At 54.1% G+C, this 12,114-nt stretch carries 8 protein-coding genes and 7 tRNA genes; 2 read left to right on the top strand and 13 right to left on the bottom strand.

The window, feature by feature from the left end:
* Window positions 1-14 precede the first annotated feature (14 nt).
* Window positions 15-1,439 (bottom strand): tRNA (N6-isopentenyl adenosine(37)-C2)-methylthiotransferase MiaB, encoded by a 1,425-nt coding sequence (gene miaB, locus F8561_RS14130; RefSeq protein ID WP_020884986.1) that lies wholly within the window; start codon window positions 1,437-1,439, stop codon window positions 15-17.
* A 136-nt stretch (window positions 1,440-1,575) separates the two neighbouring features.
* Between miaB and ubiF the strand changes: the two genes are divergently transcribed.
* Window positions 1,576-2,751: a 3-demethoxyubiquinol 3-hydroxylase gene (gene ubiF, locus F8561_RS14125; RefSeq protein WP_151887604.1), complete on the top strand. Its 1,176-nt coding sequence runs from the start codon at window positions 1,576-1,578 to the stop codon at window positions 2,749-2,751.
* A gap of 95 nt (window positions 2,752-2,846) precedes the next feature.
* On the opposite strand, the gene F8561_RS14120 is transcribed toward ubiF, so the two are convergent.
* The 12 genes from F8561_RS14120 to nagB form a co-directional block, all read right to left on the bottom strand.
* A tRNA-Gln gene (locus F8561_RS14120) sits at window positions 2,847-2,921 on the bottom strand.
* 36 nt (window positions 2,922-2,957) lie between these two features.
* Window positions 2,958-3,032: transfer RNA gene (locus F8561_RS14115), tRNA-Gln, on the bottom strand.
* Between the two features lie 44 nt (window positions 3,033-3,076).
* A tRNA-Met gene (locus F8561_RS14110) sits at window positions 3,077-3,153 on the bottom strand.
* A 17-nt stretch (window positions 3,154-3,170) separates the two neighbouring features.
* Window positions 3,171-3,245, bottom strand: a tRNA-Gln gene (locus F8561_RS14105).
* Between the two features lie 32 nt (window positions 3,246-3,277).
* A tRNA-Gln gene (locus F8561_RS14100) sits at window positions 3,278-3,352 on the bottom strand.
* Between the two features lie 23 nt (window positions 3,353-3,375).
* Window positions 3,376-3,460: transfer RNA gene (locus F8561_RS14095), tRNA-Leu, on the bottom strand.
* An 8-nt stretch (window positions 3,461-3,468) separates the two neighbouring features.
* Window positions 3,469-3,545 (bottom strand) — tRNA-Met (locus F8561_RS14090).
* Window positions 3,546-3,772: 227 nt separating this feature from the next.
* On the bottom strand, window positions 3,773-5,437 hold the full coding sequence (gene asnB, locus F8561_RS14085) for an asparagine synthase B (protein ID WP_010428626.1): 1,665 nt from the start codon (window positions 5,435-5,437) through the stop codon (window positions 3,773-3,775).
* Between the two features lie 249 nt (window positions 5,438-5,686).
* A complete protein-coding gene (nagD, locus tag F8561_RS14080; RefSeq protein ID WP_151887603.1) occupies window positions 5,687-6,439 on the bottom strand; it encodes a ribonucleotide monophosphatase NagD in 753 nt (250 codons plus the stop codon).
* Between the two features lie 45 nt (window positions 6,440-6,484).
* Window positions 6,485-7,705, bottom strand: a complete 1,221-nt coding sequence (nagC, locus tag F8561_RS14075; RefSeq protein ID WP_014169139.1) for a DNA-binding transcriptional regulator NagC — start codon at window positions 7,703-7,705, stop codon at window positions 6,485-6,487.
* An 8-nt stretch (window positions 7,706-7,713) separates the two neighbouring features.
* Window positions 7,714-8,862 carry an N-acetylglucosamine-6-phosphate deacetylase gene (gene nagA / locus F8561_RS14070; RefSeq protein WP_032681419.1) on the bottom strand — a complete coding sequence of 383 codons (1,149 nt, stop codon included), beginning with the start codon at window positions 8,860-8,862 and terminating at the stop codon, window positions 7,714-7,716.
* 55 nt (window positions 8,863-8,917) lie between these two features.
* Window positions 8,918-9,718: a glucosamine-6-phosphate deaminase gene (nagB, locus tag F8561_RS14065; RefSeq protein ID WP_008501061.1), complete on the bottom strand. Its 801-nt coding sequence runs from the start codon at window positions 9,716-9,718 to the stop codon at window positions 8,918-8,920.
* A gap of 326 nt (window positions 9,719-10,044) precedes the next feature.
* Between nagB and nagE the strand changes: the two genes are divergently transcribed.
* Window positions 10,045-11,994, top strand: a complete 1,950-nt coding sequence (gene nagE / locus F8561_RS14060) for a PTS N-acetyl glucosamine transporter subunit IIABC (RefSeq protein WP_025204666.1) — start codon at window positions 10,045-10,047, stop codon at window positions 11,992-11,994.
* The last annotated feature ends 120 nt before the right edge of the window (window positions 11,995-12,114 follow it).

Below are 12,114 nucleotides of genomic sequence, written 5' to 3'. Positions count from 1 at the left end.
CAGGCCGGATGGCGTTATGGCTGGTAAATACCGACGCCAGCGTCGCTTTCTTTGCGGGTGCGGGACATGACGGATTCCGGCGACTGTGCGATGCGCAGACCCATTTCGTCTTCGGTACGGACCACTTTCGCGCGCAGGGAGTTGGTCAGCACGTCGACAATCTCCACGTCCACAAATTTACCGACCATGTCTGGCGTGCCTTCAAAGTTCACGACGCGGTTATTTTCGGTGCGTCCTGACAGCTCCATAATGCTCTTACGGGAGGTGCCTTCCACCAGAATACGCTGGACGGTGCCGACCATACGACGGCTCCAGGCGTTGGCCTGCTGGTTGATACGCTCCTGCAGAATATACAGACGCTGCTTTTTCTCTTCTTCCGGCACATCGTCGACCATATCGGCCGCAGGAGTACCTGGACGCGCTGAGAAGATAAAGCTGTAGCTGACGTCAAAATTCACTTCGCCAATGAGCTTCATCGTGCGCTCAAAGTCATCCGTGGTTTCGCCCGGGAAGCCAACGATAAAGTCGGAGCTAATCTGGATGTCAGGACGGGCTTCACGCAGCTTGCGGATGATGGATTTGTACTCCAGTACCGTATGTGGACGTCCCATCAGGTTCAGCACGCGGTCGGAACCGCACTGAATCGGCAGATGCAGGAAGCTCACCAGCTCTGGCGTATCGCGATACACATCAATGATGTCATCGGTAAATTCCATCGGGTGGCTGGTGGTGAAGCGAAGGCGGTCGATGCCGTCGATCGCGGCCACCAGGCGCAGCAGTTCTGCAAAGCTGCCGGTGGTACCGTCGTAGTTCTCACCGCGCCAGGCGTTGACGTTCTGGCCCAGCAGATGAATTTCACGCACACCCTGTGCCGCCAGTTGCGCCACTTCAAACAGAATGTCGTCGGTCGGACGGCTCACTTCTTCGCCGCGGGTATACGGTACGACACAATAGGTGCAGTACTTGTTACAGCCTTCCATAATGGAGACGTAGGCTGTTGGACCATCCGCGCGTGGTTCTGGCAGACGGTCAAATTTTTCGATTTCCGGGAAGCTTACGTCAACCACCGGGCGGCGATTCTCGCGAACGGCGTTGATCATCTCCGGCAGACGGTGCAGCGTCTGCGGGCCAAAAATAATATCAACATAGTGAGCACGCTGGCGGATCAGTTTGCCTTCCTGCGAGGCCACACAGCCACCCACGCCAATGATCACATCGGGTCTTTTGCGTTTGATAAGCTTCCAGCGGCCCAGTTGATGGAACACCTTCTCCTGCGCCTTCTCACGGATCGAACAGGTATTGAGCAGCAACACGTCCGCTTCGTTCGCGTTGTCAGTCAGTTGATACCCGTGCGTGGCATCCAGCAGATCGGCCATCTTGGATGAATCGTATTCGTTCATCTGACAGCCCCAGGTTTTTATATGGAGTTTTTTTGTCATCGACTTGCTCATGCTCAGGAATGCAGGGCGCGTATTGTAATGCTTTGCTGCGGTTGTGACCAGTATGAAGGTTGTCAACCTCAAGACCGAAAAAATCCGGTAAACTTAAGGTATATACCATTAAGGATAATTGACCATGACTCTCCAACAAACCGAAATTGCCGTTGTCGGCGGCGGTATGGTCGGCGGCGCACTCGCGCTGGGGCTGGCGCAGCAGGGATTTGAGGTGACGGTTATCGAGCAGGCTGCCCCTGTTGCGTTTGACCCGACGGCAAAGCCGGATGTGCGAATTTCAGCTATCAGCGCCGCCTCTGTCGATCTGCTGCGCGGGCTGGGCGTCTGGGATGCCGTGCTCGGGATGCGCGCGCACCCTTACAGCCGTCTCGAAACCTGGGAGTGGGAGAATGCGCATGTCGCGTTTGATGCCGCTGAACTGAAGCTGCCCCGTCTGGGCTATATGGTGGAAAACACGGTCCTCCAGCTGGCGCTCTGGCAGGCCCTGGAGGCGCATCCGAAAGTGGCGCTGCGCGTCCCGGCGTCACTTAAAGCACTGCATCCCCACGAAGGCGGGTATTTGCTTGAGCTGGATAAGGGTGATGAGCTGGCCGCGAGGCTGGTTGTCGGAGCGGATGGTGCCAACTCACAGGTCAGGCAAATGGCGGGAATTGGCATTCATGCCTGGCAGTACCAGCAGGCGTGCATGCTGATCACCGTGCAGTGTGAGAATGACCCGGGTGAGAGCACCTGGCAGCACTTTACCCCGAATGGCCCGCATGCTTTTTTACCGTTGTTTGATCGCTGGGCGTCGCTGGTGTGGTATGACAAACCGGCGCGCATTCGTCAGTTGCAGGGGCTTTCAATGGAGCAGCTGCAGCGAGAGATCCATCAGCACTTCCCACGCCGTCTGGGCAACGTCATGCCGGTTGCCGCCGGGGCGTTTCCGCTTACGCGTCGCCATGCATTGCAGTATGCCCGTGCAGGGCTGGCGCTGGTGGGGGATGCGGCACACACCATTCACCCGCTGGCGGGGCAGGGCGTGAACCTGGGATACCGTGACGTTGAGGCTTTACTGGATGTGCTGGGCAATGCGCGCGCTCACGCGGAGGCCTGGGCCAGCCATCCGGTACTGAAACGTTACCAGACGCGACGTATGGCGGATAACTTTATCATGCAGTCGGGGATGGATCTGTTTTACGCCGGGTTCAGTAACGATCTTGGTCCGGTGCGCATTCTGCGTAACATTGGTTTGATGGCGGCGGAACGTGCCGGTGGGCTGAAGCGTCAGGCGCTGAAGTACGCATTAGGCCTTTAATCTGGGGCCTTCTCCTGCGGGAGAGGGCTTTCGGATGCGGTACATAATCCAACAAAAACAAAAAAGCCCGCAGAGCGGGCTTTTTTGTTACTAAGTGGCTGGGGTGCAGGGATTCGAACCCCGGAATGCTGGTATCAGAAACCAGAGCCTTACCGCTTGGCGACACCCCAATTGCGTTAAACAATGTGCTTAACGACTTTTTAAATTGGCTGGGGTACGAGGATTCGAACCTCGGAATGCCGGAATCAGAATCCGGTGCCTTACCGCTTGGCGATACCCCAACAATTTTTTCTCGTCTACCGAATCATTCGACAGATGATTAATTTGGTGGCTACGACGGGATTCGAACCTGTGACCCCATCATTATGAGTGATGTGCTCTAACCAACTGAGCTACGTAGCCAGTACTGCAATCTTCGATGGCTGGGGTACCTGGATTCGAACCAGGGAATGCCGGTATCAAAAACCGGTGCCTTACCGCTTGGCGATACCCCAATACCGCGGAGAACCGCAAAATCGAAGAAATATGGCTGGGGTACCTGGATTCGAACCAGGGAATGCCGGTATCAAAAACCGGTGCCTTACCGCTTGGCGATACCCCATCCGTGCAACGCTTACCTGGGAATGGTGCGGGAGGCGAGACTTGAACTCGCACACCTTGCGGCGCCAGAACCTAAATCTGGTGCGTCTACCAATTTCGCCACTCCCGCAAAAAAGATGGTGGCTACGACGGGATTCGAACCTGTGACCCCATCATTATGAGTGATGTGCTCTAACCAACTGAGCTACGTAGCCATCTTTTTTTCGCGTTACCTTATCGGCGTTGCGGGGCGCATTATGCGTATAGACCCTTGCAGCGTCAACACCTTTTTCAACGAAAATAGCCGGAATGTGACTGTTTGGTTAGGTTGCGAACAGCGTGACCGAATATTCGGCAATTATTGGTTATTTATCGTTTTTGGGGAGTGAAATAGGGGGCAAAAAAAATCAGGCCCCGCAGGGCCTGATTGGATGCTTTTCGATTACTTATAGGCAGACTGGTGTACGCCTACCGCACGTCCTGATGGATCGTTCATTGACTTGAAAGATTCATCCCATTCAATGGCTTTAGCCGAAGAACAGGCAACGGACGGGCCGCCCGGAACACACTCCGCCGCACTCGGCACCGGGAACAACTCTTCAAAGATTTCACGGTACAGATACGCTTCTTTGGAGCCTGGTGTGTTGTACGGGAAGCGGAAGCTCGCGGTTTCCAGTTGCTGATCGGAAACCTGTTTTGCCGCCACCTCTTTCAGGGTATCGATCCAGCTATACCCGACACCATCAGAGAACTGCTCTTTCTGACGCCATGCCACGCTCGCCGGCAGGTAGGATTCGAAACATTCACGCAGGATATGTTTCTCCATTTTGCCGTTGCCGCACATTTTGTCCTGCGGGTTGATGCGCATTGCCACGTCGAGGAATTTCTTATCCAGGAAGGGAACACGGGCTTCCACACCCCAGGCAGACATTGCTTTGTTGGCGCGTGCGCAGTCAAACATATGCAGCGCCTGCAGTTTACGTACTGTCTCTTCATGCAGCTCTTTTGCGTTCGGCGCTTTGTGGAAATAGAGGTAGCCGCCAAACACTTCGTCAGACCCTTCACCGGAGAGCACCATCTTAATGCCCATCGCTTTGATCTTACGCGACATCAGGTACATCGGCGTGGAAGCGCGAATGGTGGTCACATCGTAGGTTTCGATGTGGTAGATAACATCGCGGATCGCATCCAGGCCTTCCTGCACGGTGAAGTGGATCTCATGGTGCACGGTACCGAGATGGTTTGCCACTTCCTGCGCGGCTTTCAGATCCGGTGCGCCTTCCAGGCCCACAGCAAAGGAGTGCAGCTGCGGCCACCAGGCTTCTGAACGTTCCTGATCTTCAACACGACGCGCGGCGAATTTCTTGGTGATCGCGGAGATCACGGACGAGTCCAGCCCGCCGGAGAGCAGTACGCCGTATGGCACATCTGACATCAGGTGGCTTTTAACAGAATCTTCCAGCGCCTGACGCAGTTCGGCTTTATCAGTCACGTTGTCTTTAACCGCATCATAGTCGAACCAGTCGCGCTGATAGTACTGACGGATCTCGCCGTCTTTACTCCACAGGTAACTTCCTGCCGGGAACTCTTTAATGGTGCGGCAAACCGGCACCAGGGCTTTCATTTCTGAGGCGACATAAAAGTTGCCGTGTTCATCGTGACCCATATACAGCGGGATAATACCAATATGGTCGCGGCCAATCAGATAGGCATCTTTTTCGCTGTCGTACAGGGCGAAGGCAAACATACCCTGCAGATCATCGAGGAATTCCGGGCCTTTCTCCTGATACAGCGCCAGGATCACTTCACAGTCAGAACCGGTCTGGAAGGCGTAACGGTCGCCGTACTCGGCGCGCAGCGCCTGATGGTTATAGATTTCACCGTTGACAGCCAGCGCGTGTGTTTTTTTCTCGTTATACAGCGGCTGCGCACCGGCGTTGACGTCAACAATGGACAGCCGTTCGTGTGCCAGGATGGCTTTATCGCTGGCGTAAACGCCGGACCAGTCCGGGCCGCGATGGCGCATCAGGCGGGACAATTCGAGTGCCTTTTTACGCAGTTCGCCTGCGTCAGTTTTAATATCCAGTACGCCAAAAATTGAACACATAACCTTCTCCGTTAACCCTGTTGCTTTGTAATGTTGCTTGCTTATGAAAATGCCGCAAAGGGGGAGGGCGCGCAAGGGTTTTACGGGATAAAACGGAAATAGTGCAATGCTGATTGCCGAATAGTGAAAAACGAGTACGTCATGAACGCTTTTATTGATGATTATGCAATAAATCGGCTGTTTTGTTAGATGTGAGGTTGTTTATCGGGCGTGAAAATAAAAAACCACGCGCTGAGGCGTGGTTTGGGATCAGATAATATCAATTTCTTCGACGGAGGGATAAATCCAGCTCGGTCGGAAGGGCATGGCGTCAATATCGTCGAGGGTGGAGACACCGGAAAGCACCAGAATGGTTTCCAGGCCCGCCTGGAATCCGGCCAGGATATCGGTGCGCAGGTTGTCGCCGACAATCACCGTTTCTTCGGAGTGGGCCTGCATCTTGTTCAGCGCGGCACGGATGATCCACGGGCTGGGCTTGCCCACGTAGAACGGTTTCCGGCCAGAGATCTTTTCGATACCGGCACACAGCGCGCCGCAGGCAGGGTAAAAACCACGGCCGTGGGTATCCGGGTTGGTGGCAATAAAACGCGCACCGTTGGCAACAAAGTAGGAGGCTTTGTGCATCATATCCCAGTTATAGGAGCGCGTTTCGCCAACGATCACAAAGTCCGGGTTCACATCTGTGATGGTAAACCCTGCCTTATATAACTCGTGGATCAGCGCCCCTTCACCCACCACGTAGGCCTTTTTTCCTTCCTGGCGCTTGAGGAAATCTGCGGTGGCCATGGCAGAGGTATAAAACACGCTGTCCGGCACGTTGACGCCTGCTGTGGCAAAGCGGTTTGCCAGGTCCTGACCGGTCTGAGAAGGGTAGTTCGTGAGAAGAACCAGAGGCATTCCTTTGTCGATGATGCGGTGAAGAAACTCCGCAGCACCTGGTACAGCAACGTTGTCGTGCATCAGCACGCCGTCGATATCACAAATTACATTCTTAATGGTCATGGACATTCCGACATCAAAAAAAGAAGGCGTTACTATAAGACCCGATCAACTTTCCAGCAAATGTTGCAACAGAATACCGTTGAGCATGGCGCGTTTAACCAGCGCAAATGCGCCTATCGCTGAGCGATGGTCAAGCTTAGAACGAACGACGGGAAGGTTCTGGCGGAAGGCTTTCAGCGCCTGAGTGTTAATGCAGCCTTCAATGGCGGGCAGCAGGACCTTCTCGGCCTCCACAATCTCACCGGCGATCACCACTTTTTGCGGGTTAAACAGGTTGATGGCGATGGCGATGGTTTTACCCAGATGGCGACCCACCTGCTCAATAACTTCACAGGCCAGCGCGTCGCCTTTGTTGGCGGCTTTGCAGATAGTCCCTATCTTGCAATCGTCCAGCGTGACGCGGCTCTGGTAACCCTGTTCAAGCAGATGGCGCACCCGCTGTTCAATCGCCGTGTTGGCGGCAATCGTCTCCAGACAGCCAAAGTTTCCGCAGTGGCAGCGTTCGCCAAGCGGCTCTACCTGAATATGACCAATCTCACCGACGTTACCGTTGCGGCCAATAAAAATGCGCCCGTTAGAGATGATGCCTGCCCCTGTCCCGCGGTGTACGCGCACCAGAATCGAATCTTCACAATCCTGGCTCGCACCAAAGTAGTGCTCTGCCAGGGCCAGAGAGCGGATGTCGTGACCCACGAAACAGGTCACTTTAAAGCGTTTTTCCAGCGCATCTACCAGCCCCCAGTTCTCAACCTTTATATGGGGCATATAACGGATCACGCCGCTTTCGGGGTCCACCAGGCCTGGCAGGATCACCGAGATCGCAATCAGTTCACGGATTTTGCGCTGACAGCTCTCGATAAAGTGTTCAATGGTATTCAGCAGCGCGTGTTCCAGGGTCTCCTGAGTGCGCTCCGGAAGCGGGTAGTGTTCTTCCGCGATGGCTTTGCTGCTCAGATCATAGAGCGTAAGGGTGGTGTCATGACGACCAAGACGGACGCCGATCGCCTGAAAATTGCGGGTTTCGGTAATAATGGAGATGGCGCGGCGGCCTCCGGTGGAGGCCTGCTGATCGACTTCTTTGATCAGTCCGCGCTCAATGAGCTGACGGGTAATTTTTGTCACGCTGGCGGGAGCAAGCTGGCTTTGTTCGGCTATCTGAATGCGCGAGATTGGCCCGTGTTGGTCAATCAGACGATAAACCGCCGCGCTGTTAAGTTGTTTAACGAGATCGACATTACCGATTTGAGCTTGTCCGCCTGGTGTCATACTTTTACTTACTCAGTGACGACCTCGTTACCATTAACGATGGTCTTGATAATTTTATAATCGTGTGTGAATGCCGTCAGGTTTGCAACCATACCTGGTGCAATTCCGCCAAGCTGTTTATCTACGCCCATCGCGCGCGCAGGATAAAGGGTCGCCATACGCAGGACTTCATCAAGCGCAATCCCGCAATGTTCAACCAGGTTACGCACCCCTTCAATCATCGTCAGGGAGGAACCACTCAGCGTACCGTTTTCATCAACACACAGTCCATTGCGGTAGTATATTGTTTTACCGGCAAAAATGAACTGCTCAATATTTGCCCCTGCCGGTGCGGTGGCATCGGTTACCAGACAGAGTTTGTCACCTTTCAGGCGCTTGGCGTTGCGAATGTTGGTGTAATCGACGTGCAAGCCGTCAGCAATAATGCCGCAGTAAACGTCCTGCTCATCGAGAATTGCCCCGACCAGCCCAGGTTCACGACCGGTGATATACGGCATCGCGTTGTACAGGTGCGTCGCAAAGGTAATGCCGGCGCGGAAACCTGCTTTCGCTTCTTTTTGCGTTGCGTTTGAATGGCCCGCTGAAACGACAATCCCGGCGGCGGCCAGTTTGCTGATAACGTCAGGTCCCGCGATTTCAGGAGCCAGCGTCACTTTGGTGATCACATCGGCGTTGGCACACAGGTAGTCAACCAGCTCAGCGTCAGGTTTACGCACGTAATCCGGGTTATGCGTCCCTTTTTTCACGATGTTCAGCCACGGTCCTTCAAGATGCAGACCCAGCGCCTGATTAGGGTGTTTTGCCAGGTAGTCGCGCATCACGCGGATACCCTGTTTCATGAGCTCATCACTGCTGGTGATGAGGGTTGGCAGATAGCTGGTGCAGCCCGATTTCTCGTTGGCTTTCTGCATGATTTCCAGCGTGTCGACCGTCACCGCCTCCGCCGTGTCATTAAATTGCACACCGCCGCAGCCGTTCAGCTGTACGTCGATGAAACCGGGGGAGATTACTGCTCCATTGAGTGAGCGCTGTTCAATCCCCGGCGGCAGCTCTGCCAGCGGGCAAACACGTTCAATCAGGCCATCGGCGATAACAATCGCATGGTCATCCAGAATATCATGGCCGGTATAAATCCGACCGTGGGTTAAAGCGTACATAACGACCCCCGGTTAAAAAAAGCGGCCGCCTCTTGATGAAGAGGCGGTTATTCAATTACAGACCTTTGATGTTCTCAGCTTCTAACTCGTTGAAGTATTTAAGCGTTTTCACTTTCAGCTCCATCGTGGACGGTTCGTCGCACACGATGACTGATTTTGGATGCAGCTGCAGGCAGCTGATGGTCCACATGTGGTTAACGTTGCCTTCAACGGCAGCCTGGAGCGCCTGCGCTTTCACGCCGCCCAGAACCAGAATCATCACTTCTTCGGCATCCAGCAGGGTGCCTACGCCTACGGTCAGGGCGTATTTTGGAACCTGGTTAACATCACCGTCAAAGAAGCGGGAGTTTGCCACGCGCGTGTCATGGGTCAGGGTTTTAATACGCGTACGGGAAGCCAGAGAAGAGGCCGGTTCGTTGAACGCGATATGACCATCGTTGCCCACGCCACCCATGAACAGGTGGATTTTACCGTAGGAACGGATTTTTTCTTCATACTGACGGCATTCTGCGTCAATATCAGGCGCGTTTCCATTCAGCAGGTTAATGTTTTCAGCCGGAATATCAACGTGATCAAAGAAATTACGGTGCATAAAGCTATGGTAGCTTTCCGGATGATCCTTGGGTAAGCCGACATACTCATCCATGTTGAAGGTCACAACATGTTTAAAGCTAACCTGGCCTGCTTTATGCATCTCAACCAGGGCTTTATACGCGGTCAGCGGCGTGCCGCCGGTAGGAAGGCCGAGAACGAAAGGACGATCGGCGGTGGGTTTGAACGCGTTAATACGGTTAACGATATGACGGGCGGCCCATTTACCGACTTGTTCAGCAGTTGCCAGGGGAATCAGTCTCATTGTTCACCTCAAGAGTTAAAGTAGAAGAGTGGGCGGATGGCTATCGGAACCTGAACTAAGCGTAACCTGGAACCTTTCAGGCCGGATCAATCCGTCTTGATTTTTTGAATGATAAAATAAGTTTTCACTGTTAGCCAGAGAAAGGGAGGGTTATTAACGATATTTGGTGACAAAAATCACAAAAAATACGTGTTTAATTTGCGATACGAATTAATTTTTCACACACTCACAATGCCAGTGAATCATCAACTGTATTTATCGTTGTCGACACAATAAAAACATAGTTTATGCACGAGCCTTAATAAGGGTCTCGTAGGGGGAATAGGATGAATATTTTAGGTTTTTTCCAGCGCCTCGGTAGGGCTTTGCAGCTCCCTATCGCCGTGCTACCGGTTGCAGCACTGCTGCTGCGATTCGGGCAACCCGATCTGCTTAATGTGCCATTTATCGCGCAAGCGGGTGGCGCGATTTTTGACAATCTGGCGCTGATTTTCGCCATCGGTGTGGCATCCAGCTGGTCAAAAGACAGCGCGGGTGCAGCGGCGCTGGCCGGGGCTGTCGGTTACTTCATCCTGACGAAAGCGATGGTGACGATAAACCCAGAAATTAACATGGGCGTTCTGGCAGGTATCATTACCGGTCTGGTCGGCGGGGCTGTTTATAACCGTTGGGCGGGGATCAAACTGCCAGACTTCCTGAGCTTCTTTGGTGGAAAACGTTTTGTGCCGATTGCGACAGGCTTCTTCTGTCTGATTCTGGCCGCGATCTTTGGCTACATCTGGCCACCGGTGCAGCACGCTATCCATGCGGGCGGTGAGTGGATTGTTTCCGCTGGCGCAGTGGGTGCGGGTATCTTCGGTTTCATCAACCGTCTGTTGATCCCAACCGGCCTGCATCAGGTGCTGAACACCATTGCCTGGTTCCAGATTGGTGAGTTTACCAACGCCGCGGGCGCGGTATTCCACGGGGATATCAACCGCTTCTATGCAGGTGACGGCACCGCGGGCATGTTCATGTCGGGCTTCTTCCCTATCATGATGTTTGGTCTGCCGGGCGCGGCGCTGGCTATGTACCTGGCCGCACCGAAAGCGCGTCGTCCAATGGTTGGCGGGATGCTGCTGTCAGTTGCCATCACCGCGTTCCTGACCGGTGTTACTGAGCCGCTGGAATTCCTGTTCATGTTCCTGGCTCCGCTGCTGTACCTCATGCACGCTGTGCTGACGGGTATTAGCCTGTTTGTTGCAACGCTGCTGGGTATCCATGCGGGCTTCTCCTTCTCCGCAGGCGCGATCGACTACGTGTTGATGTACAACCTGCCCGCGGCGAGCAAGAACGTCTGGATGCTGGTCGCAATGGGTCTGGTGTTCTTCGTTATCTACTTCGTTCTGTTCAGCGCAGTCATTCGTATGTTTAACCTGAAAACACCAGGCCGCGAAGATACGAAAGACGACATCGTTACTGGCGAAGCTAACAGCAATACCGAAGAAGGGCTGACCCAGCTGGCAACCAATTATATTGCCGCAGTAGGCGGTACGGATAACCTGAAAGCTATCGATGCATGTATTACCCGTCTGCGCCTGACGGTAGGGGATTCTGCGCGCGTTAACGATGCCATGTGTAAACGCCTTGGCGCATCCGGTGTGGTGAAACTGAACAAGCAGACCATCCAGGTTATCGTGGGTGCGAAAGCGGAATCGATTGGCGATGAAATGAAGAAAGTGGTTGCCCGTGGACCGATCGCGGCTTCTGCAGCGAACAGCGCGCCAGTGACGGAAGCCCCGGTGGCAAAACCGCAGGCCGTCCCTAACGCAACGACCATTGCCGCGCTGGTTTCACCGATTACCGGTGAAGTGGTTGCGATTGAGCAGGTGCCTGACGAAGCGTTTGCCAGCAAAGCTGTCGGTGACGGTGTGGCGGTGAAACCAACGGACAAAACTGTGGTGTCACCGGCTGCCGGGACCATCGTTAAAATCTTCAACACCAACCATGCGTTCTGCCTCGAAACTGAAAAGGGCGCGGAGATCGTTGTCCATATGGGTATCGATACCGTCGCGCTGAACGGTCAGGGCTTTACTCGCCTGGTGGAAGAGGGGGCCGACGTGGTGGCAGGTCAGCCGATTCTGGAAATGGATCTGGATTACCTGAACGCTAACGCGCGCTCCATGATTAGCCCGGTCGTTTGCAGCAATATCGACGACTTCAGCGGCCTGGTAATTCAGGCGAGAGGTCAGGTCGTTGCGGGCCAGACGCCACTGTATGAGATTAAAGGCAAGTAATCGCTCCTGAGTAGAGTCATGCCTTAAGCGGCGGGGGTTTTCCTCCGCCGCTTTTTTTTGCAGCAATTGCCCCCATTATTTTCTTCAGAGACGTTTTAAGGGTTGTCACTACGTCCGGCT

Source organism: Enterobacter sp. 198 (assembly GCF_009025585.1).
Classification (GTDB): domain Bacteria; phylum Pseudomonadota; class Gammaproteobacteria; order Enterobacterales; family Enterobacteriaceae; genus Enterobacter; species Enterobacter ludwigii.
The sequence above is the reverse complement of the archived record's forward strand: the minus strand, read 5'-3'. Positions and strand labels throughout refer to the sequence as shown.

What these genes read in the sequence shown, in the direction of transcription:
- ubiF (WP_151887604.1), top strand. Translation starts at nt 1,576, where the DNA reads ATGACTCTCCAACAAACCGAAATTGCCGTTGTCGGCGGCGGTATGGTC.
- nagA (WP_032681419.1), bottom strand. Translation starts at nt 8,862, where the DNA reads ATGTACGCTTTAACCCACGGTCGGATTTATACCGGCCATGATATTCTG.
- asnB (WP_010428626.1), bottom strand. Translation starts at nt 5,437, where the DNA reads ATGTGTTCAATTTTTGGCGTACTGGATATTAAAACTGACGCAGGCGAA.
- nagC (WP_014169139.1), bottom strand. Translation starts at nt 7,705, where the DNA reads ATGACACCAGGCGGACAAGCTCAAATCGGTAATGTCGATCTCGTTAAA.
- nagD (WP_151887603.1), bottom strand. Translation starts at nt 6,439, where the DNA reads ATGACCATTAAGAATGTAATTTGTGATATCGACGGCGTGCTGATGCAC.
- nagB (WP_008501061.1), bottom strand. Translation starts at nt 9,718, where the DNA reads ATGAGACTGATTCCCCTGGCAACTGCTGAACAAGTCGGTAAATGGGCC.
- miaB (WP_020884986.1), bottom strand. Translation starts at nt 1,439, where the DNA reads ATGACAAAAAAACTCCATATAAAAACCTGGGGCTGTCAGATGAACGAA.
- nagE (WP_025204666.1), top strand. Translation starts at nt 10,045, where the DNA reads ATGAATATTTTAGGTTTTTTCCAGCGCCTCGGTAGGGCTTTGCAGCTC.